This window comes from Enterococcus infantis, assembly GCF_049166715.1.
Classification (GTDB): domain Bacteria; phylum Bacillota; class Bacilli; order Lactobacillales; family Enterococcaceae; genus Enterococcus_C; species Enterococcus_C leclercqii.
In genome coordinates this window covers 142,705-165,232 of sequence record NZ_JBMHFB010000001.1, presented here as the reverse complement: position 1 = coordinate 165,232, position 22,528 = coordinate 142,705, and the positions used below count along the sequence as shown (strand labels likewise).

18 protein-coding genes are annotated in these 22,528 nt (G+C 43.7%); 9 read left to right on the top strand and 9 right to left on the bottom strand.

Annotated elements, in window-relative coordinates; all coding sequences use genetic code 11:
• Positions 1–62 precede the first annotated feature (62 nt).
• Together ACOMA8_RS00725 and ACOMA8_RS00720 are read right to left on the bottom strand one after the other, a co-directional pair.
• Complete coding sequence (locus ACOMA8_RS00725; RefSeq protein WP_421367565.1) at positions 63–1,811, bottom strand: ABC transporter ATP-binding protein; 1,749 nt, start codon at positions 1,809–1,811, stop codon at positions 63–65.
• Positions 1,804–3,549 carry an ABC transporter ATP-binding protein gene (locus tag ACOMA8_RS00720; RefSeq protein ID WP_421367563.1) on the bottom strand — a complete coding sequence of 582 codons (1,746 nt, stop codon included), beginning with the start codon at positions 3,547–3,549 and terminating at the stop codon, positions 1,804–1,806. Before ACOMA8_RS00720 ends, ACOMA8_RS00725 begins: the two co-directional genes overlap by 8 nt.
• A 1,316-nt stretch (positions 3,550–4,865) precedes the next feature.
• Here ACOMA8_RS00720 and ACOMA8_RS00715 point away from each other — a divergent pair.
• Positions 4,866–7,547, top strand: coding sequence for a calcium-translocating P-type ATPase, PMCA-type (locus ACOMA8_RS00715; RefSeq protein ID WP_421367560.1), 2,682 nt, complete (start codon positions 4,866–4,868; stop codon positions 7,545–7,547).
• 90 nt (positions 7,548–7,637) lie between these two features.
• Here ACOMA8_RS00715 and ACOMA8_RS00710 read toward each other — a convergent pair whose 3' ends face one another.
• A complete protein-coding gene (locus ACOMA8_RS00710) occupies positions 7,638–7,814 on the bottom strand; it encodes a hypothetical protein (RefSeq protein ID WP_161899202.1) in 177 nt (58 codons plus the stop codon).
• A gap of 176 nt (positions 7,815–7,990) precedes the next feature.
• On the opposite strand from ACOMA8_RS00710, the gene ACOMA8_RS00705 reads away from it, so the two are divergent.
• Positions 7,991–8,422, top strand: a complete 432-nt coding sequence (locus tag ACOMA8_RS00705) for a hypothetical protein (RefSeq protein WP_161899201.1) — start codon at positions 7,991–7,993, stop codon at positions 8,420–8,422.
• A gap of 523 nt (positions 8,423–8,945) precedes the next feature.
• Here the strand turns inward: ACOMA8_RS00705 and ACOMA8_RS00700 are convergent.
• The 3 genes from ACOMA8_RS00700 to ACOMA8_RS00690 form a co-directional block, all read right to left on the bottom strand.
• Complete coding sequence (locus tag ACOMA8_RS00700; protein ID WP_202622171.1) at positions 8,946–9,107, bottom strand: hypothetical protein; 162 nt, start codon at positions 9,105–9,107, stop codon at positions 8,946–8,948.
• A gap of 33 nt (positions 9,108–9,140) precedes the next feature.
• Complete coding sequence (locus ACOMA8_RS00695; protein ID WP_161899200.1) at positions 9,141–9,491, bottom strand: hypothetical protein; 351 nt, start codon at positions 9,489–9,491, stop codon at positions 9,141–9,143.
• 101 nt (positions 9,492–9,592) lie between these two features.
• Positions 9,593–10,615: a lactonase family protein gene (locus ACOMA8_RS00690; RefSeq protein WP_421367555.1), complete on the bottom strand. Its 1,023-nt coding sequence runs from the start codon at positions 10,613–10,615 to the stop codon at positions 9,593–9,595.
• A gap of 450 nt (positions 10,616–11,065) precedes the next feature.
• On the opposite strand from ACOMA8_RS00690, the gene ACOMA8_RS00685 reads away from it, so the two are divergent.
• Entirely contained in the window at positions 11,066–11,440 is a 375-nt protein-coding gene (locus ACOMA8_RS00685) for a PTS glucitol/sorbitol transporter subunit IIA (RefSeq protein ID WP_421367553.1), read from the top strand.
• A complete protein-coding gene (locus ACOMA8_RS00680) occupies positions 11,430–12,632 on the top strand; it encodes an AI-2E family transporter (RefSeq protein WP_161899197.1) in 1,203 nt (400 codons plus the stop codon). Before ACOMA8_RS00685 ends, ACOMA8_RS00680 begins: the two co-directional genes overlap by 11 nt.
• Before the next feature lie 162 nt (positions 12,633–12,794).
• On the opposite strand, the gene ACOMA8_RS00675 is transcribed toward ACOMA8_RS00680, so the two are convergent.
• Both ACOMA8_RS00675 and ACOMA8_RS00670 read right to left on the bottom strand, forming a co-directional pair.
• Complete coding sequence (locus ACOMA8_RS00675) at positions 12,795–13,097, bottom strand: rhodanese-like domain-containing protein (RefSeq protein WP_161899196.1); 303 nt, start codon at positions 13,095–13,097, stop codon at positions 12,795–12,797.
• Positions 13,098–13,446: 349 nt separating this feature from the next.
• Positions 13,447–15,306: a DUF2264 domain-containing protein gene (locus ACOMA8_RS00670; RefSeq protein WP_421367550.1), complete on the bottom strand. Its 1,860-nt coding sequence runs from the start codon at positions 15,304–15,306 to the stop codon at positions 13,447–13,449.
• Positions 15,307–15,515: 209 nt separating this feature from the next.
• Between ACOMA8_RS00670 and ACOMA8_RS00665 the strand changes: the two genes are divergently transcribed.
• Positions 15,516–16,349, top strand: a complete 834-nt coding sequence (locus tag ACOMA8_RS00665; protein WP_421367548.1) for a hypothetical protein — start codon at positions 15,516–15,518, stop codon at positions 16,347–16,349.
• A 50-nt stretch (positions 16,350–16,399) separates the two neighbouring features.
• Complete coding sequence (locus tag ACOMA8_RS00660) at positions 16,400–18,076, top strand: heparinase II/III domain-containing protein (RefSeq protein WP_421367545.1); 1,677 nt, start codon at positions 16,400–16,402, stop codon at positions 18,074–18,076.
• Between the two features lie 239 nt (positions 18,077–18,315).
• Here the strand turns inward: ACOMA8_RS00660 and ACOMA8_RS00655 are convergent, their stop codons facing one another.
• Complete coding sequence (locus ACOMA8_RS00655; protein ID WP_161899192.1) at positions 18,316–19,362, bottom strand: LacI family DNA-binding transcriptional regulator; 1,047 nt, start codon at positions 19,360–19,362, stop codon at positions 18,316–18,318.
• A 187-nt stretch (positions 19,363–19,549) separates the two neighbouring features.
• On the opposite strand from ACOMA8_RS00655, the gene ACOMA8_RS00650 reads away from it, so the two are divergent.
• The 3 genes from ACOMA8_RS00650 (at position 19,550) to ACOMA8_RS00640 (ending at position 22,498) form a co-directional block, all read left to right on the top strand.
• Positions 19,550–19,948: a hypothetical protein gene (locus tag ACOMA8_RS00650; RefSeq protein WP_421367542.1), complete on the top strand. Its 399-nt coding sequence runs from the start codon at positions 19,550–19,552 to the stop codon at positions 19,946–19,948.
• A gap of 62 nt (positions 19,949–20,010) precedes the next feature.
• Positions 20,011–21,162: a glycoside hydrolase family 88 protein gene (locus tag ACOMA8_RS00645; RefSeq protein WP_421367539.1), complete on the top strand. Its 1,152-nt coding sequence runs from the start codon at positions 20,011–20,013 to the stop codon at positions 21,160–21,162.
• A 64-nt stretch (positions 21,163–21,226) separates the two neighbouring features.
• The gene (locus tag ACOMA8_RS00640; protein WP_161899190.1) at positions 21,227–22,498 is read left to right on the top strand and encodes an ABC transporter substrate-binding protein; all 1,272 of its coding nucleotides are present in this window, start codon (positions 21,227–21,229) and stop codon (positions 22,496–22,498) included.
• Positions 22,499–22,528 lie beyond the last annotated feature (30 nt).

Sequence of the window (22,528 nt, the reverse complement as noted above, 5' to 3'; positions counted from 1 at the left end):
CGATTGGGCGGGGTACTTTCTTACTTCATAAACAGGCAGCGACGATTCCTGGAAACCGCCGATTACAACTGTTCGGCCTGCATTTGATACATCTGCTGATAGATGCCAGCCTGTTGTAAGAGGGAGTGGTGATTTCCTTGCTCAACGATACGTCCTTTATCTAAAACTAGGATTTGATCGGCTTCTTTAATGGTAGACAGACGATGGGCAATCATGAAGGTCGTCCGGCCTTTTTGCAACACCTGCATCGCTTTTTGAATGATGGCTTCTGTTTCAGTGTCTACGTGACTAGTGGCTTCGTCCAAGATTAAAATCTTAGGATCAAATACCAATGCTCGGGCAAAGCTGATCAATTGACGCTCGCCGCTAGAAAATTCATTCCCCTTTTCTACGACAGGATGATGAATTCCTTGATCATAACGTCCGATCAAATAGCCGGCACCGACTTTTTCTAAGGCGTCTGTCACCATGTCATCACTGATGGCGGGGTCTCCCATGCTGATATTTGTGGCAATAGTCCCAGTAAAAAGATAGGGGTCTTGCAAAACGATAGCCATGTGACGTCTGACACTGTGACGGTTACAGGCTTCAATTACCTGCTCATCAATCACAATTTGTCCAGCTTGAGGATCATAAAAGCGGAATAACAGATTTAAAATACTGGATTTTCCCGAGCCCGTATGCCCCACTAAAGCAATTGTCTCGCCGGCCGCCGCAGCAAAATCAATCTTGTGGAGAACCGGAGTCTTCGGCAAATAGCCAAAGGAAACCTGCTCAAAGCGCACAGCACCGTCCGTGACGACTAATTCAACACCCTCTTGATTTTCAATTGGTTCATCGGCGAATTCAAAGATGCGGGTACCAGCTGCCAGGGACTGCTGGATATTGGCAAAAATTTGGATCATGCCATCGATGGGGTCGAAAAGACGGTTGATATAATCAATAAAAATATACAGCAAGCCGGCAGATAGTGACATACGACCATCTAGAAATAAAGAGGAGAGGGCGTAGATCACCGCCAAAATGGTGCCGTTTCGTAAGACGTTGGCAAAGCCCCAAGCAACTGCTGAATCAAGACGTAGATATTTCTTGCCGGCATCGTGCCATTTTCCAACAGTGTCCTTAAATTCAGCTAACAGCTGCGTTTCCCGTTGGAAGGCCTGGATTACGGGCATGCCTTGTACAAATTCATTCAACTGTCCGCTGATCTGGGAGGTATATTCTCGGATATCCAAGTTATAGCGAGTAGCGTATTTGGTGTAAAATCGCTGCCAAATCAAAAGAATTGGCACCAAAATCAATAACGCTAGACCTAACCAGCGATTTAAGAGGGTGATGGCGATGAAGACGCCGATAATTGAAATCAAATTGCTGAGCATGTTACTCAAGACATTGACGTAAAAATTGGAGCGCAGGACCTCAGTATCATTCGTAATACGGGCAACGATTTTTCCCGCTGGAATACTGTCAAAATAAGACACTGGCAAACGATGCATGTGATCAAAGAGTTCATCCCGCATTTGTTTGACAATCATGTTGGCCATTTTCCGCAAGCGAAGGATACTGATGTAGCGAAACAGTGAACCAATCAGATTGATCAGCAAGTATCCGGATAGCAGCATCACTAAGAGTTGGGTGTTCAATTGGCCAGTTTTAAAAGCAGGAGTCATAACATCATCGAGGGAACGTTTTGCTAAAAGCGGCGAGCAAAGTTCCAAGGCCGCTGCGGTAATTAATAGAACTGTCCCTAAGATGAAGGTTCTTTTATGGTATTTCAGGTAGCTGAAAAGACGGAGAATCGTCTTAAACATGAACGCCACCTCCTTTGATTTGTTGATGATGGTATTGTTCTTGATACCAACCAGGCTGTGTAATCAATTCAGCGTGTCTGCCCCGTTGAATGATGCCGCCGTCTTCTAAGACAATAATTTTATTGGCCTGAGTAATGGCAGACAGACGGTGGGTAATGATTACCAAGGTGGGAGACTGCTCGAGATTTCGTAGATTTTCGATGATGCTTTGTTCTGTTTTGGCATCTACTGCCGACAACGCATCGTCTAACAGCAGAAATTCGCTGTTTCGTAAGAAGGCCCGGGCCAATGATAAGCGCTGTTTCTGTCCGCCGGAAAGTGAAACCCCTTTTTCGCCGACCATAGTTTCCAGACCGTCTTTCATTTCCCGAACTTCAGTGGCAAAACAGGCAGTTTCTAAAGCCTGCCACAGCTGCTCCTCGGTTGCATTGGCGTCTCCGAACAACAGATTTTCGCGAATTGTACGAGAAAACAGTGTGTGTTCTTGAGGCACTTCAGCAAACTTTTGCCGCAGGTCGTCAGTCTGATAATCGGTCAGAAGCTGCTCGTTGATGAAAGGGACTTGATCTGAATAAGGATAATGATGACCAAATTGTCGCAAGAGCGTTGTCTTCCCGCTGCCGGTCTTGCCTACAATCCCGATGATATCCCCTTTAGCGATGGTTAAATCAACAGCATTAAGAACGGGACGGGAGCTTTCTGGATAGCGAAAACTGAATTGTTGGAAACGAAAGGTATCGACTGTGGCAAGTTTATGTTGCCCGTCTTTTTCGAGGCCGTCACCGGTATGAAGAACTTCACTGATCCGGCGCCATGAAGCGGCACCTTGCTGCATCACATTCACCAAATCCCCAGCTGAGATCATCGGCCAAACCACCATACCCAAATAGACTTGAAAGGAAACCATTGCTCCCACGGTAATCTCTTGTTTGGCTACCAAAAAGGCACCAGCACCGAAGCTCATGACAAAACTAATGGCCAATAAAATCGTAATCAAGGGCCCAAAACGGGAGTCGATTTCAGAGACTTCGTTGTTTTTGGCTAAGGTTTCCCCGGTTTTTTCGTTGAATTGACTAGTGGTAGCAGACTCCAAACCGAATGCTCGCACCACGCGAATGCCATCAATGATTTCCAACACTTCGCTGTTCATTTCAGAGACGGCGTTTTGGGCTTCAGTAAATTTGGCATCTACCAATGAACCCCATTTGAAGATGAAATAAGCTAGAAAAGGCATGGGAATCAAGGCAATCAAGGTCAGTTTCCAACTAACTGTGACGGCCATCATCCCCACAATGAACGCCAAGTAGACACTAGTGTTTAAGAAAACCATCAGGCCGTAGCCAATCGTCATCCCCATCACTTGAACATCATCATTGGCTCGAGTCATCAAGTCCCCCGTGCGGAAGCGATGATAAAAAGGCGGGCTCATTTTCAAAAAGTGTCCCATCATCTCGCCCCGGAGCTTTCTTTGCATGTCATAAGAGCCGATAAACAAGTAATAATTCCAGACGAATTCAGTGAGATAAGCCACGAGAATGGAACCCAAGAACAAGCCAGTATAAAAAAGCAGTGTCCCGTGATTGAAGTCGTCTTGCAAAATAGCATCGATAAACAGTCGTATGAGGTAGGTAGGCGCCACATACATGGCGCTGGCCACCAACATAAAGGTCACAACGACTGTGTAGCGCCCTTTGTGCTGTTTAAAATACGACCAGAGATAAGCAAAAATATTTTTCATGATAATAAGTCCTCGATTCGATAAATTAACAGGAAAACTCCTGTGATACATAAATGACAATACCCGGCAGTTTAGTTAGAAAAGCTGGTAAGACTAACGCCATACTCAAAAGCATCAAGTTTTCAAAAAGCTTCACTTTGAAAACAGACAATCTCCACAACAGCCCTCGCCTTTCCGAAAAACCCGTTTTGCAGGAGCCAGGCGTCCATTTCTCTCAACCGCCATACTCAAAAGCACCAAGTTTTCAAAAAGCTTCATTTTGAAAACAGACAATCTCCACAACAGTCCTCGCCTCTCCGAAAAACCAAAAAGACTCCACCCACAAGTGGGTAGAGTCGAAAAAAGGCATAAGTATACCAGTTCATTCAAGCGTCAGTATGCAAGGAGACCTTAAGTAAGCGTAAGAATAGACACTGAGGTCAAAGTGCAGCGTTTGAAAAGACCCATCCAGGTTGTAAGGATAAGGAAGCTGATTTAATTAGGTGTAGATGCAGATTAAAGCCGTTCAGTTTGTTAATGAATTTTTGCATCGTTGCTTCCTCCCTTCCTGATTATTTACCGCTTTTTACGGCTGGGTCAACTAAGCTTGAATTCCCTTTTTATGAGGAAATTGGTTTTATCATAGGCACCTGATTGAGACGGTAGTCAAGATCGGGTGGGTGACAAAACGTTTTCATTTACGAAATCGAGTATACCGAAAGTCATTGTAAAAAACAAGAATTATCTTACAAATTTTCAAAAAATGTTCGGAAAGCAGTTAGATGATTGGCAAATACAAAAAAATCAAACAACACAATTTGATGCTCTTAGCCAAAGAAAAAGAGCTGATTGAATGCGGTTTCTTAACTTTTTTCGGGAAATCTCCTGCGAAAAGGTTTGCTATAAATAACCTACTCCGATATAATGTCAGTTGTACTTATATTGTTTTCATAGGGGAGTAACTGGCAGCATAAGCTGTGGCAACATCACCAGCCGAAAAGTGTCTTTTTCTGGTGTTGCCTTAATTAGTGAGACTTATGTATGTTGTCGCATACACAAGTCTATTTTTTTTACTTTCGGAGTGTATGGTGGGAAAAATAGACGAAAGTAGGCGATGACGAGGACGTTTTACGTTCGCTGCTGCTACACCTCGACAGCCGAGAGCCGACTATCATTTAGAGTTGGGTTTCGATGACCTGGCGTTTCAGCAACACTTACTATTGGAAGTCTCCGATAATAGTACAGCAGAGACAAAGAGTGGAGAAACGATTTTTTCATTCTTCTGTTGTATGGAATCTATTGTAGGCTTGCAGCACACAACACAAGGAGGAAACAAAGTGTCAGAAGAAAGTACAAAGAAACAGCAACTGCAAAAGAAGTTCTATGCGCAAACAGAAGACGTGGTTTTGCAGGAGTTGGGCAGTTCTAAAGACGGCCTAACCAATGAGGAAGCTAAAAAACGTTTGTCTGATTTCGGTCCTAATGAACTGGAAGAAGGCAAGAAAAAATCAATGCTGCAAAAGTTTTTCGAGCAGTTCAAGGATTTGATGATCCTGGTGCTGTTGGTGGCAGCAATTATCTCTGCAGTAGTCAGCCATGAAGTCGTGGATGCGATTATCATTTTGGCTGTGGTAATCATCAATGCGGTGATGGGTGTTATTCAAGAAGCGAAGGCTGAAGAAGCTATCGAAGCGTTACGGGACATGTCAACGCCTGATGCCAACGTATTGCGTGGAGGCCACGCACAAAAAGTCAAAAGTACTGAACTGGTACCCGGGGACATGGTTCTTTTGGAAGCCGGCGATGTGGTGCCAGCAGACATGCGTTTGATTGAAGCCAGCTCTTTGAAGATTGAAGAAGCAGCGCTGACCGGTGAATCTGTACCCGTGGAAAAAGAATTAGGGGTATTGGAAGACACTGAAATCGGAATTGGTGACCGTGTCAACATGGCATTTTCCAACTCCAACGTAACTTATGGTCGCGGGAAGGGCCTTGTCGTTAATACTGGGATGAATACCGAAGTTGGTAAGATTGCCGGTATGTTGGCTGAAGCAGACGAAACAGAAACACCATTGAAGAATAACTTGAACCATCTGGGTAAATTCCTGACTGCAGCTATCATCGTGATTGCTGTGGTGATGTTCTTTATCGGAACAGTCATCAATGACAAAGACTGGACTGAAATGCTGTTGACCTCCATCTCATTGGCTGTTGCGGCGATTCCAGAAGGGCTGCCGGCCATCGTGACCATCATTTTGGCGCTGGGTACTCAAGTAATGGCAAAACGAAATGCTGTGATTCGCAAGCTGCCAGCAGTAGAAACACTGGGTTCTACAGATATCATCTGTTCTGATAAAACAGGGACTTTAACACTGAACCAGATGACAGTTGAAAAATTGTATACCAACGATCGCCAGTATCCTTCTTCACAACATATTCCAGATGGCAATATGGCGTTGAAGATTATGAACTTTGCCAACGATACGAGAATTGGGCAAAATGGCGAACTGATTGGTGATCCGACTGAAACGGCATTGGTAGCTTTCGGTAACGACCAAGGGTTTAATGTAACTGAAAAAGTCAAAGCACAACCACGGGTAGCAGAACTACCTTTTGATTCTGATAGAAAATTGATGTCTACCATCCACCAAGAAGCTGATGGCCGTTACTTAGTAGCTGTCAAAGGTGCACCAGATGTCTTGTTGGGTCGCTGTAATCAAATCCAAATCTTCGATGAAGTCAAAACATTGACCAATGAAGAAGAACAAAAAATCTTGAACAACAACAAAGACATGGCAAAACAAGCACTGCGGGTGTTGGGAATGGCCTTCAAGTATGTGGATGCAATTCCTGAACAGATGGAATCAGAAATCGTGGAAAATGATTTGATCTTTGCCGGGCTTGTAGGGATGATTGACCCAGAGCGCTCTGAAGCAGCTGATGCCGTGAAGGTAGCTAAAGATGCTGGTATTCGACCAATCATGATCACAGGTGACCACCGTGACACTGCTGAAGCAATTGCCGGACGTCTGGGAATCATCAAACCTGGAGACGATGCCGCTGTCTTGACTGGTGCAGAATTGAATCAGATGTCTGATGAAGAATTTGCTAAAAAAGTTGAACAATACTCGGTTTATGCACGGGTATCTCCTGAACACAAAGTCCGTATCGTTAAAGCTTGGCAAAAAGAAGGTAAAGTTGTTGCCATGACTGGTGATGGTGTCAATGACGCCCCTGCTTTGAAGCAAGCAGATATCGGTGTCGGCATGGGGATCACGGGTACAGAAGTTTCCAAAGGTGCTTCTGATATGGTCTTAGCTGATGATAACTTTGCGACAATCGTCGTAGCCGTAGAAGAAGGCCGTAAAGTCTTCTCTAACATCCAAAAGGCTGTTCAATACTTGTTGGCTGCTAACTTGGGTGAAGTACTGACCTTGTTCATCGCAACTATGCTGAACTGGGATACGCTGTTACCAATTCATTTACTGTGGATTAACTTAGTAACTGATACCTTCCCAGCGATTGCTTTGGGGATGGAACCGGCTGAAAAAGATTTGATGAGCCACAAGCCTCGTGGCCGTAACTCGAATCTCTTCTCCGGTGGTGTCTTCAGCTCAATCATCTACCAAGGGATCTTGGAAGCTGCCACAGTTCTTTGGGTTTACTGGTCAGCCATTCAATGGCCGGTTCACGCAGGGTATGATGCTATTCACGCAGATGCACTGACGATGGCTTTTGCAACCCTGGGTCTGATGCAACTCTTCCACGCATTTAACGTGAAATCTGTGCATCAATCCCTTTTCAAAGTGGGACCTTTCAAGAACAAGTCCTTTAACTGGGCGATCTTACTGTCCTTCTTCCTGATGATGGTTATCATCATTGTTCCAGGATTGAACGACATCTTCAAAGTGGCGCACTTGGACTTGTACCAATGGGCAATCGTGGTAGGCTCTTCCTTTGCGATTATCCCAATCGTAGAAATCGTCAAATTCTTCCAACGCAAGATGGGGGCAGAATAAGACATTATCTAACAGTTTACGAAAAAACGCTGACTCGGATTTTTATTCCGGGTCAGCGTTTTTTGATAGTAGATCGAAGAGTAGCTGGTCTCAGCGCTTTTCTTCTCGATTTTCGCGCCGTTTGAGGGCTTTTAGCCGACTGTTGACTTGTGCGTTGGCACCAAACTGGTTGAAGGGAGTATCTACGTGACGATCTCGCTCAGAGGAACGAGTTTTGCGGGATTCCAGATAAAGACGGATTCGTTGGAAGAGAGTTGTTTTTTTCATTGCAATCAGCTCCTGAATTCATTTTAAAAGAGAATAGCTTTCAAGATAAAAGAGGACTTTTCTTTATCATAACAAATTTGAAAGTGAGCAGCGATGTTTATGGTTAGCCAGGGGCTTTTCTTAGTGGATAAAAAACGCTACAATGAAGTTATCTTAATGAAAGTAGGGATCGACAAGTGAGACCAAATCTGGGCTATTATGTACAAACTATCAATGATATCGTTCAGGACACCGAGAAGATCGGCGAAACCATGAATCCTGATTATGAAGTGATCCGCCAGGCGATTAACGATGATAAATTATCGGAAATAACACCGGAAAAAATGGCGACAACTATTGAGAGTTTCCAAGCGGGGACAGCAAAATACAAAACCATGCTGGAAAAAATCGGCAGTTTGCGTCCACCAGCAAAAGTGATGGGTATCCACAAAAAATTCGAACGTTCTTATCAGAAATATGTAGCAGGTTGTGAAGAGATGATCTTGAGCCTGCAGGGGGATGCAATCGATGTAGCTCTTTTTGACAGTTCTGAAAAAAAACAAGATGAAGCGACAGATGAAATCAGCTTTTCTATTCAGCGCATGACGAAATTATTAATGGGTCGTTAAAACGAGAGTTATCTAATTTAAATATAACGTTATTTTTATGACGGAAAGGTTGTTGTCGGTTATATTATATACATAACCAACAACAACCTTTTTATTTTTCATTTTACTCCGTTCGAGAGTAATTACTCCTTTTTCCACCGGACCTAACCAACCCGGTGGTTTTTTTGTGTAGTAAAAACCTTGATTTATAAAGCTTTTGCTGAGGTTCGTCCATATTGTGGTCAACACTGGCACTCCAACTGTGTGGAAGCTAGTTTTCAAATAGATTTTCCAAAAACAGATTTCTACTCATTTTATAGATGATTTTGTTTTTCTATTCTTTTTATATTTGTTATCTATAGTGTTCTTTTGGAAATAGGAGAAACTTATTTAAATCAAAGTCCCTTTAAAATAAGTGTTCATTTATTTAAATAAAAAAACGAATATAAGAAAAAATAAGAGCTTTGATCCTGATCTTCCGGAAACTGGAAGATAGAATCAAAGCTCTATTGTAATCGATTGTGCAATGGGTAACGTGTTGATTTTAGTTTTCTACATTGCGAACGTAGTCTTCGAAGTATTGAAGAAGATCGTTTTTCAATTTTTCATATTCTTCTTCGGTGTATTCTTTTTCCTCCAGCTTGCCTTCAAAACGGGGAATCCCCAGGTCCTTTTTCAAGCGGTCACGAACTTCTTGCGTATTCATGAATGGTTCCTCCTTTGTGCTGCCATCACTGGATCAGATTTCGTTAAAAGAGGCAGTTAAGATTTCGTATTCTGTTTGCATTCTTTTTAGGCTGGTGCGGAAGGTTTCAAAATCATCGTCATCGTGGAACATGATCTGTTTCAATTCAAAATAAAACTCATCAAAAGCGTTGACGAAGTTTGAGACTTCTTTTGTTTGTAATTCGGGATTCTGGTCACAGCGAACATAGGCTTTTTCGGCAATCGCATACCCTTCGGCAGTAGTTAAAATTGCCAAGTATTGATTGTAGCGGCGATTGGTGACCAAATCATAGCAGGATTGACATTTGTTCAGCAGGTTGGAAAAGTCCTTCAATAATAACTCAGTAGGGGTCTTGGTAAACATAGGCTTCCTCCTTAGTCCACAAAATCACGTAGGCCGTCAAGCACTTGACACACTAGGTTTTCTTGCGGGGACAGTTTAAAGTGATAAGAGCTTCTCAAGATTTACTTGGAAACATAGACGCAAACAGCTTCTGGTGCAAAAATATCTTTTTGTATCAGAGATAAAATCCCAGTCTCGACATCGCGACTGTACAATGTCAGGTTATCGCTGTTTTGATTGGCGCAGATCAAAAAGTTTTCAGTTTGATCCAAGTTGAAATCGCGAGGAAAATCTCCTTCAGTTGAGATCAATTGACGACGGATTAAAGAGGTTCCGCCTTCGAAAGTTTCAAAGACTGCGATGGAATTATGGCCGCGGTTGGAGGCATAGACGAACCGACCGTCAGCAGAAATGCGGATTGCTGCGCCACCATTGAATTCATTAAAGTCTTCTGGCAGAGTTGAAAGTTTTCGCAACTGGGTGAAGCTGCCGTCATTTGCATCGTAAGCAAGAACCGTTACTGTACTGTCCAGTTCCCCAAAAAGATAGGCAATTTGGCCATTAGGGTGAAAGGCTAGATGACGAGGGCCAGTTTGGTCTTCAGCAAGATAGATAGCCGCTTCGGATAACTTACCTTCAGAAGAAATGTCGTAAGTATAGATGCGATCTGTGCCTAAATCACAAACAGCAAGGCGACCATCTGGCGTTAAGTCTGTAAAATGAACGTGGGGCTTGTCTTGGTTTTCATGACTTCCGCAAGGTTCATCGTGATAAACGGCATCAGCGGCTTCCAGGCTGCCATCTTCTTTGATACGGTAGACGTTGACTTCGCCTTTATGGTAATTGGCACCATAGACTAACTGGCGCTTTTCGTCCACGGCTACGTAGCACAAGGGAGCCCCTTCTTCTGTGACAGCATTCAAAAAATGCATCTCAGCGTCATAGGCCGAACAACCGCCTTTGTCTTCGACTGTTGTTACCGAGTAAAGACGACCGGCTGCACTCTTAGTCAAATAAGTAGGGCTCTTTTCTGGTACCACTAGCTGTAAGTTTTCCAATGTTTTACTATCAGTATCCAAATCAATCTGATAGATTCCTTGACTTTTTCGGCGGGTATACGTGCCCAAAAGCAATGTTTGTTTCATGTATAAATCTCCTTTTAGTAGTGATGATTTTTGCTAGGCTTTCAGAGTAGATGTAACCATTCTGCCACATAAGACAAACGGTTGAAAAGTCTGCTGGAAAGCCTGCGAAAGCGTTCTTTAATCTTCCATTATTGTAACATACTCTGCAGCATTTGCCTGACATAAGTCTCCTTGTGCTATACTGGATGTAACGTGATGTTCGGTTTTTTTCTTGCTGTTTGGCCAGCGTCAACCGTTTTTTCGAAAGTGAAAACTGTACGCCCTACAGTGAGTGTTTTCTGCGTAAAAAGCTGGCCGACGCGGGTCATAACTAAAAGTGGCTAGCTGCAAGTAGTACATTTACAGAAGGCTACTGTGACCAACAACCGTTTCACAATGAAATGATCTGCTAGGCTGGAGAAGTTCAGTCAAAATGGATCTTTAGGATTTGAATGGAGGAGTGGATTTTTAATGATCGAAGGAAAAATCCTTGAAATAGGACAGCAGGCTTATGATCCGAAAGAGCCACTAGTGATCCTTTTCGGGGAAAAAGTAACAGCCGGATTGCGGCCGTACAGTATTGTGCAGCAGATCCCTCAACGAGAAAAAATCAAGCTGGTAGTCGGTGGCCAATTGCAGATTGGTGAAACACAGTACACTATCGAAAATTTTGGCCGACTGGCAGAGAAAAATCTACATGACTTTTCCCATACGGCCTTGCTGTTTGCACCGCCTGCTGCAGAAGATGAGTTGCTAAATGCAATCTACTTGTCTCCGATGCAGATGCCTCAAATCAAGGTGGGAGATAAGATCAGCTATCCAGGAGGTGACGAAGATGGAGCCTAAAGGGAAGCTTAAACACAGTACCGAAGAACAAGAGCCAAAACGTTTGTCTTGGTTTTGGAAATGGTTTTTGAACAATCAAGTGGTGACAGCACTGCTGATTATTCTTTTGATCCTCTTGATATTGAATGCTTTCACCAAAGTTTCCTATCTCTTTGATCCCATCTGGCAGTTTGCGGCAGTAGTGGGGCTGCCAATCGTATTAGCGGGAATTTTTTATTACCTCATGAACCCGGCTGTGGACTATTTGGAGAAAAAAGGTCTGAAACGAATTTACGGCATCATTCTGCTGTTTTTGGTGGTGCTGGGATTGATTATCTGGGGTGTGGTGGTTATCGTACCGAAAATCAGAGAGCAGAGTATCAGCTTTGCGACGAATTTTCCTGATTACCTGGATACGGTGGACAGCAAAGTGCGGGAAATTCTGCAAGATCCACTGTTTTCACAATTTCAGACGCAGATTGAAAGTTATTCCGACAAGCTTATGAGTTGGCTGACAGATTTTATCCAAAACTTTTCTAAAACGACGATTAATGGTATTGGTCGGTTCGTGGGAGCTGTTGCCACAGTTGTTGTTGCTATCGTAACAGCCCCTTTTATCTTGTTTTACTTACTGAAAGATGGGCGAAAAGTAGCGCCTTATTTTGTAAAATTCTTGCCGAATCATTGGCGCAAGCCAACCCTTGATGTAATCACAGAGATGAACGGCCAGGTTTCTTCGTATATTCGTGGCCAATTGACCGTAGCTTTTGCAGTGGCGATCATGTTCATTATCGGCTTTTCCATCATCGGGTTGGATTATGCAGTTACTTTAGGGATTGTCGCCGGCTTTTTGAATCTGATTCCTTATCTGGGTTCATTTTTAGCGATGATTCCGGCGATTTTTTTGGGAATTGTCGGTGGGCCAATCCTATTACTGAAAGTGATTGTCGTCTTTGTGATCGAGCAGACATTGGAAGGTCGCTTTATTTCTCCTTTAGTATTGGGAAGTCAATTGGCGATCCATCCGGTGACGATCTTGTTAGTGTTGTTGACTTCAGGTAAGCTTTTCGGATTGGTGGGCGTCGTGTTGGGGATTCCCATCTACGCTGCTGCCAAAGTCCTGATTACACATCTATTTGAGTGGTACAAGGAAGTGTCACAGTATTATTATGAGGATGAAAAAACGGTGGAGGATCCGCCTAGTGAAAAATAGGTTTTAGATATGAAGAAGCTTGCCGACGAGTTCAAATCGTCGGCAAGCTTTTTTGCTGTGTAGTCAATGGAAAGCAGCTCACCAAGGCGAGCAAAAAAAGCCGCAAATACCGTGATGGCATTTGCGGCTTTTGCTTATTCAAATTTCTCCCATTTTTGCTGTTTAAGCAGCTGCTTCAATGGTGTTGCGGTAGGCACGCATTCCCCCGATAACGTGCACGGCATTAAAGCCATTGTCTGACAAGAAACTTGCCAAAATTTCTGAACGACGTCCTGAATGACTCAAGACGAAATAAGTTTTACTTTTATCCAGTTCTTGTAAGCGATTCGGTAAGCTTGTTGCCGGCATCGAGATTGCTTGTGGCAAATGTCCTTCTTCATACGCAGTGTGATCGCGGGTATCAAGCACGACAGCAGATGGTTCTTTGAGCTGTGCGGCAAAGTCTTGTACTGAAATTGATGTCATCTTCCATCCCAACTTTCTTATTGTAAGATGCTAGAATTTTATTGCACTTTCGTAAAATATTCAACGATTTTGACTAATCTTAATAAAATAATGAAAGAGAACTTCACACAAATAACAGGAATCGTTTTTGTAACCGTTTGAGAAGATGGATAGAGCGGAGATTCGCAAAAAAAGACGATTATGAGAAGAAGTATCTTGTCTTAAACTGTTGTAATTGTCAGACACAAAAAAATTCAAAAATGAGCAGCATTTTATTGAGAAACAAGCGTTCTTTTTTTGCGAGTTCGCTGTGCGTCGTTAAGTGACTCTGCTGCTTTTGTGATTGGCGCAGCTTTTTGTGCTTGTAATGTTAATTGTTTGTGGCTAATTGGCTCAAAGAAAGGCGATAGTCTTGCTGCCCCATTTGCCACATAAGCTGGCTGCCTTCTAAGCGGGCATTGAGAAGTTGTGGACTGTTGGCAGCATTTCCCCCCTGACCAAGACAAGCCAAAAGAATTACGTGACGACCTGGTGCTAGTTTGTAGGCGGCTTGCGGCAGGACCGTTTTTTCGAAAAGCAGATTGGTATTAGGTTCAGGACGGGTCAATTCGAGTTTGTCCGCCGGAGTAAATATCTTGATTCCGATGGTGCCGACTTTTGAACGGTAGCGGATTTCGTCAATGGATTCTATCAGGCTTTCGCCGTAATCTGGTGCGGAAAAGCTGCCGGCTAACAGATTGACCTTGCGCTTAGTCTCTACGATATGCAGGCGCAGATGCCACGGGTAACAAGGGATGATAAAGCTGTCGATTTGACAGTCTTCCCACGGCTGCCAACGCCCATAAGTATACTCATCGCAAATTTGATAGTCTTCGTAACCAAAAACGGTGCGATAATGCGTCGTGGTTTCCGAGATTGCCAAGGTATTGTCAAAAGCTCCTTGTTTAGGGAGAACGCTGCCTTTTGCCACGCTGAAGCCAAATGTTGCAGAATAGACAAATTTTTCATATTTAGATTCTCCATGGGCGTGCTCATGAGAATGTTGGCCACAGGTAAACGCCTGCAATTCATTACCTGTTTCACTGTGAACCAACAACATACGGCTATAAGGATTACGAGTTTTGGCATCAAAAGTTGGTTGGATGGCTTCAATTTGCCAGAAAGGGTCAGCTTCCGGTAATGCCAAAATGATGAAATTTTTGAGAGCCCAATAGGGAGAACCCGGGGCGTTGTAACCTTCTGCCATTACTAGATTCGGATAATGATAGCCGATTGATAAAAAGCCTTCTTCCGTAAAAATCGGCTGAGCAAACCAATGGCGCATGTTTGCCAGCAGCAGGTATTTGGCTTCTGCCAGTGAAAAATCAGTAAACTCAATATGGGCGAAGGCTGCTGCCGCAAAGTAGGCAGACTGAGCGAAACGATAGGTCTGGCTGCGACCAAAAGGTAAAGCCGCTCCTTGATTTGTAAACCAGTTTTTGAAGTGCTTGGCAAAGATGGCGCCGCGCTTGCGGTAGTTACTAACTGTCGGTGAACTTTGATTGGGTGTTAACACGCTGAATAACAAGGGATAGTATTGCAGTGCAAAGGGAATGTAATAATCAATCTGATTTTCATAGCCGTCAAAGTACCAGCCCTCAGCTAAATAATAGGTCTCGATAGCTGCTAGATCGGCTTGCAGCTGTTCGTGAGGAAAGAGGAGTCCGGCTTGTTGACAGAATGTGTTCACCAGAATGCGGAAAAACAACCAGTTTGTATTGGGAATCTTATGAATGTTAATCTGCATCATCCAACTGTGAAGCTGTTCTTTTTCTAAAACAGACAAGGTGTCCCAAAAATGGTCTTTTGTCAGCAGCAGATACGTCGCTAAAGCGCCCATTTCAACGAAAAGCTGGTCGTAATCCTCCAACTGTCCCCAATAATACGGACTGTTGGGGTTACATCCGGCCAATATTCCTTCATTGGCAGCTGCAAAATATTCGTTGAACTCAGCCGCTTTTTCTTTTGTGGCACACAGCGGGCCAACGCCCCACAACGTGCGCAAAAAACCTTCGATATCTTGACGACTGCGATCATAGACAGCTCCAGAATCGGCGAGATGAAATCGGCCTGGGGTCTTTTGTTCCTTCATGACTTGATAGACAGGAGCAATCAGCGCCAACAATGCTTGTTCCATGTCACGACGGGAATGCAAGGAATTTTTCTTAAGCGCTTGGTTGAATGGATCCATAAAAAATGCCTCCTTTTAGACTGGGGGATAGTCAGTAAAAATAAAAAGCGAAAATTTCTGAAGGTTAAGTAAATCTCTGAATAAATTTTTACTAAAAACTATCTTTAGATTATACATCATTTTCAAAAAAATCAATAGACGGGCTGACATTTTAGCAAGAGAAAGGCTATAATATAAGAAAATAGTATCAGGAAGGAATTGAAGTAAAAATGACGAAAATTTTACTTGAAATACTCGACAAAGAAGGCGTTGTGAAAGCGGGAAAGAATGATTATGAAGGAATCACTCGTCTTATGACTGCTGTTGGCGAAGACTTTGTTGACTTGGCGACACAGGATCTGGCTTTTGAAGAAGGCGATCAGATTCGGGTAACCGTGGATGAAGCCAACTGCTATTTGGCGGCAAAACTAGATGAAACACTGGATACGACGCTGATCTTTTTACCGGAAAAAGTTTGGACCTACATCATCAGCATGACAGCCAATGCCATCGATGCCCGTCCTGACAAGCGCTTTATGAGTAAACGTCATTACCTCAGTGTGCGAACTGCCACAGCTGAAGAGGTGAGCACGTATCGCAATTGGGCGTTGAACCCTCACGATCAAAAAGAGTTCAACGGTGCTTATCCTCACGCCCATGCAAATGTCGAAACAAGAAACGATGCCACTTTCTTTGCTTGCAATGCTATCGACGGAATCTTCGCTAATTTTTCTCACGGCGAATATCCTTACCAGTCGTGGGGAATCAATCGGCAAGCAGATGCAGCCTTGACCATTGATTTCGGTCGTCCGGTCACTTTGGATAAAGTCGGATTCACCTTGCGTAATGATTTTCCTCATGATAGCTACTGGACACAGGTGAGCTTGAGCTTTTCCGATGGTTCAAAAGAAGTTTTCCATACAGAGAAAAAATCACAGCCGCAATATTTCTCATTTGCCAAACGAACCGTAACTTCGGTAACCTTTTCAGAGTTGATCCAAGCAGAAGATGAGTCACCATTTCCAGCGCTGACGGAAATTGAATTGTTCGGACAGAATGCCTAAAGACCTTGAACCAAGTTGTGGAGAAGACCAGTTTTGAGGGGAGTCAAAAAATGAAAACAGACTTAGTGAGAGAAACTGCCCAAGCTGCCCAAGCGTACCTGAAAGCAGGACATGTGGAAGCTTTGCCTTATGAAGGCTACGAAGCCTATCTGCAGCAGGGGAATCGAATCGATTTTGAAAATCATTATTTTGCTCGGCGGCGACAACTGGCTGTCTTGGGACTTGCTATGATTACTGACCCAAAGCCAGAGCTGCTGAAACTGTTAGAACAAGTGATTTGGGAAGTCTGCAATGAATATACGTGGGCGTTGCCGGCACATCTTCCCCTCATTGAAGGACGGTTTGCGCCAGAGAGTCGTACCTGTTTGGATTTGTTTGCAGCTGAAACCGGGGCAACACTGGCAGAGCTTTTCGAACGTTTGGAAGATCAGTTCTCTCCTTTTTTGAAAGAGCGGATGCTACAGGAGCTTGAGATCCGTATTTTGACTAGTTATGAATCTCGGCCCTGGGCTTGGGAGCAAAAAGAAAACAATTGGAGCTCAGTAATAGGCGGAGCTGTCGGGTTGACCGTGCTTTCCGTCGTACCTAAAGGCTCACCACGACAGCTGCAACTGGTGAAACGCTTGGATACGGCCATGCAAAGCTACCTGCGGGGCTTTGGAGAAGACGGCGCTTGTGAAGAAGGTGTCGCTTATTGGAGCTATGGCTTCGGCTATTTTGTCTATTATGCAGATAAACTGGCAAAAACTTTAGGCGATCCCCGCTATATCCAGTTGACAAAGGTGAAGAAGATTGCGGCGTTTCCTTATTATGCCATGATCAACGAAGAGGAATATGTCCCATTTTCCGATTATTCTCAGTCAGAGCTCCCCAGTGGTTTGGTCAGTTGGTGTCATGAGGTAATGGAAGTGCCGATTCCTACTTTAAAAGGAATCAGTTCTTTGGACTTTGACCACTGCTACCGCTTTGCACATTTGCTGCGTAATTTAGAGTGGACGACTGCTGCTGTAAAAGATGCGCATGAAGAAAAGGCCGTCCACTATTTTGACCATGCCCAGTGGTTGACGCTGAGAGACCCGCAACAAAACTTCTATTTTGCAGCTAAGGGCGGAACCAATGTGGAAAGCCATAATCATTTGGATGTGGGACATTTTGTAGTGGGAACGACGGCAGAGTTGTTTCTAACGGATCTCGGTGCTGGGGAATACACCCGTGACTATTTCAATGAGCGCTTGCGATATGATTTCTTTGTCAACGGCAGTGCTGGTCACGGACTTCCCACAATCAATGGAATCAGCCAACAGCCTGGACCGGCAGGCGCAAAGGTAGTGGCTTTTGTGTCTGAAGATGAGCAGCTTCGTTTTGCTTTGGATCTGACAGCAACTTATGGAAAAACGCCTTACCTGACCGAATTTCAGAGGACTTGGCAAGTATCTGCCGCGGAAAAAACAGTTTTGTTAACGGATGACTTTGCTTTTTCCGCGACTGGAAATCAAGTCGAAGAACGTTTTATTACAAGAATTCGGCCCCAGATAAAGGGAACCGAAGTCTTGTTAACGCAAAAATCAGGAGCAACTTGCCGACTGGCGCTGGCTACTGAAGAAATCACCACTGAAGAAATCATATACTCAGATCACGAAGGACGACCGGCGACGGCGTATGTCATCAAAGCCGGTTATCATCTGGCAATGAAGGCTGCTCTCGTAGTAAAAATCACGATTGACTAACTGAGATTAAAGGATCACCACAAAAAGCAGTAATCTGAACTAGGTAAATAGTATTTCAGGTAGCGCCGCTTTTATGAACGATCTGAAAGAAGACCAATAAAGCCCGCTTATTGCACCATTTTGGAAGCAATAAGCGGGCCTTTTTAGCAGGACGAGGAAGCTGATTCATTTTCCCAACGTTTTTTCTATGCAAAACTTGTTGAAATGAAGGATCTCTGTTATATTTCTGGCGGAGCGGACTAGGATTTACGGGGAGCAGCAGTGGAACGTCGTTTGACCAGTTCAGCACCGAAAAAAACACGTCGCGAAATTTCCGGGTTAGTCAGCTGCATATGAAGCAGATCAACCCCTTGTTCACCCATTTCTTCGGTGAATACTCGGACGGTAGACAAAGGCGGCGAAACATAGCGGGAAATTGACAGATCATTGATACCCATCACGCTGATGTCCTGCGGAATACGCAGTCCGGCTTGAATCAAGGTGTGAATTACACCGATAGCTACCGGATCGTTGGCAGCCAAGATGGCAGTGGGCAGTTTTTCGCCCCACTGGTCGAGAGCATTTTTGGCCAAACGTTCGCCGGTTTGAACATCTAAACGCCCATTTTCCTCCACCATGAAATAGTCTGGTTCAAATAGTCCTTTGAAGGTCATGAAGTCAATATAGGTATTGGTAGTCGGTGTCTTATAACGGCGGTAACCATACATATTAGCGGTCTCTTCGGCGCCGAGAAAGGCAATTTTTCTATGTCCAAGATCAATCAGATGTTGAAGTGCTAGTTCGGCTGCTTGAGTGAAATCACTATTGACGGAATCGTAGTTTTCCAACGGGAAATTACTGCCGATGACGACCAGTTTCGGATGTTTGCTGCTGAGGCGATGGAGGGTTTCCTGTTTGAATTTGCCAATAGCGATCAAACCATCTACACTGGCGATGGACTGGTCTTCCAATGTAGGAATCTTCAGCAGATCATAGCCCAGCTCCGCCGCTTTTTTTTCCACACCTAAGCGGATCGACATGTAATAAATATCGTCCAGCTCTTCGTTATCGCTCCGCCACTGAAAAACACCGATTTTTCGATTGTTGGTCGGAGCAGTTTTTTTGCCGGCAGCAGGTGCATTTTTCTTTTTTTTCTTGAACTTTGTGTAATTCAGCTGTTCAGCCGCTTCGAAAATTTTACGTTTCGTATCCTCGGTCACTGACAAGGTAGGATCATAATTCAAGACCCTGGAGACGGTAGAGATAGATACTTCGGCGACCTTTGCGATGTCGGTAATCGTTGCCATACTGCTCACTCCAAACTTTCCATATAGGACATCTAATATCAGTATGCCTATTTTAGTAAAAAAAAGCAAGGGATTCCAGTGCAATCTAGTAAAAACAAATTGAGTTATTTTTACTAAAAGGCTTGTAGTTTTGGTAAAAACAAAGTAAAATAAAAATCAAGAAAGCGTTTTAAAAAAAGGTGACGTCATGAAGAAACGATTTCAGAAATTAGGTATACTTTTATTGGTTGGCTTATTAACCGGGTGTTCTTCCGCTAGTAGCACACTTTCTTCACAAGAAAAAGATTTTACTAAAAACAGTAAAATGAATTTACGTGAAAAAGCCGTTGTTTATTCAGAAGAAGACTTGGTAAAAGATGAGATTCCATTGAACAGTTACATTCGCTGTACTGGGAAAATTCTTCGAAAAGATCGTAAAGGAGATACCCTTGAAAAAGGTGATCGGTTCATTTTGGAAATCGGCGAAGCCAAGATCCAAGTTTTCAATGAACAGTCAGAGGCTTTTAAAGTGGGCCAATATGTAAACGTATACGGTGAGTATTACGGGTTTCTAAAAGGGCAGTTGATTGAAGACGCTGATCGGTAATTTCGAAAGCTTCTATAATTATATGAAGATGATCGCTGATCGTCAAAGGGGAGAAAAAGCACATGGCAAATCAAAGGACGCCTTTCGCATTGGAATGGCTGCCGTCAGAACTTGAGTTTATCCTGAAAAAGATCAGGGAAAACCAAAAAGAATTTACCAATCTGGTACCGCCCGCGGCTTCCGAGAATCTGGTTTATATACCGGAAGAAAATACAGATTGGACAGCCAGCTTTTGGGTAGGAATGTTGTTTTTGGCAAAGGAATACACCGGTAGCAGCGATTTTGATGAGACGATCATGCATCAGATGGCTTCTTTCAAACATCGTCTGGATCATGAGATTGCCTTGGAAACCCACGATATTGGTTTCTTATATGTTTTATCAGCTATTGCCGATTATCAAGTAAATCACAACGAGGCCGCAAAAGAGCTGGCTGTCAAAGCAGCTGACTTATTGATGAAACGTTACTCTCCGAAAGCGGGAATCATTCAAGCGTGGGGCGACCTTAACGATCCCCAGCAACAGGGACGGATGATTATTGATTGCTTGATGAATCTGCCGCTGTTGTATTTTGCGAGTGAAGTGACTGGTGATGAATCCTACCGGAATGCGGCTTATACCCACGCAAAACAAACACAAAAATATATCGTACGAGATAATTTTACTACCTATCACACGTATTATTTTGATGTAACTACCGGTGCTGCTAAATATGGTCGTACGCAACAAGGCTTTTCAGATGACTCTTGTTGGGCTCGGGGACAAGCTTGGGGGATCTACGGATTCACGTTAAGCTGGCTGCACACTGGTGATCGGAGCTTCTTAGAAACAGCGAAACACTTGGCTGATTACTTTATCGATCATTTACCGGCAGATCAAGTAGTTTATTGGGATTTGATTTTCGGCGATGGTAGCGGCGAGGAGCGTGACAGCTCGGCAGCAGCGATTGCGGCCTGCGGTCTTTTGGAACTGTCACGGCAGTTGCCTTTGTCTGATCCGAAGCACGATAGCTATGAAGTGGCAGCCTTGATGATGTTGACAAGTCTGAAAGACAACTACACCACTAAAAACCATCCAGAGTCAAACGGTATCTTGGTGGAGGGAGTCTATGACAAGAAGTCTGACAAAGGTGTTAATGAGTGTATGATTTGGGGCGACTATTATTATATGGAAGCGTTGGTTTGCTTGTCGATCTCCTGGTACAGCTATTGGTAATTTATCAAAAGGCATTTGGGACTGAGAGCCCTTTGTAATCAAAAAAGATATGGAGGAAAAGTAAATGAAGATGTGGAAAAAAGGTTTGACCGCAGCAGCGTTGTTGGCAATGGCAGTAACGATGGGGGCTTGTGGTGGAAAAGACGATTCAACTAAAGACAGCGGCAAAGGCGGTTCTGATTCCAAAGAAGTAACGATTACTACTTGGAACTACGAAACAACACCGGAATTCAAAGCGCTATTTGATGCATTTAAAGAAAAAACTGGTATTACCGTCAAGCAAGTCGATATCTCAGCAGATGACTATGATACAAAAGTAACGACCATGTTGTCTGGTGGCGATCAAACTGATATTTTGACCATGAAGAATCTGCTTTCATATTCCAATTATGCCTTAAAAAATCAGTTGCTGGACTTGACTGACCACATCAAAGACATTGACACTTCAGCAGCTGATGAAACTTATAAAATGTATGAAATCGACGGTAAAACTTATGCTCAACCTTACCGTACCGACTTCTGGGTATTGTACTATAACAAAAAAATGATGGAAGAAGCTGGCATCACAGACGTGTCCAACCTGACTTGGGATGAATACGAAGCAGCCGCTAAGAAAATGTCTAAAAAAGACGGCGAAGTATACGGTGCTTATCAACATACTTGGCGTTCTACAATCCAAGCAATCGCTGCTGCGCAAAACGATGGCAACTTAGTGAAACCAGACTACGGTTTCATGGAAGACTATTATGATCGGGCATTGCGAATGCAAGATGACAAATCACAGATGGACTTTGGTACAGCTAAATCCACTAAAGTGACCTACGCTTCTCAATTTGAAGGTTCTAAAGCTGGCATGATGTACATGGGTACTTGGTACATGGCTGGTGTTATGAATCAGAAGAAAGCCGGCGCCACAGACGTTGATTGGGCGATTGCTCCAATTCCTCAAAAAGAAAAAGGCCAGATTACTACCTTTGGTTCACCAACGGCATTTGCCATCAACAAAAATGCTAAAAACTCAGATGGCGCACAACAATTTCTCGATTTTGCTTCCAGTGAAGAAGGAGCTAAAATCTTAGCCGGTGTCGGGGTTGTTCCTTCCTTCCGTACCGATGAAGTCAATAAGATCTACTTTGGTCTTGAAGGCATGCCTACTGACGAAGTTTCTAAGAAGGCTTTTGAACCAGACACCATTAAATTGGAATTCCCAATCGATGAAAACGGCTCTGCTATCGACAAGATTTTGCAAGAAGAACATGACTTGATCATGACCGGCGACAGCAAACCAAAAGATGGTATCAAAGAAATGGAAAGCCGCGTCAAAGCGGAAGAGTAAGTCTGTTCGCGCCCCGGTTTCGGGTCATCT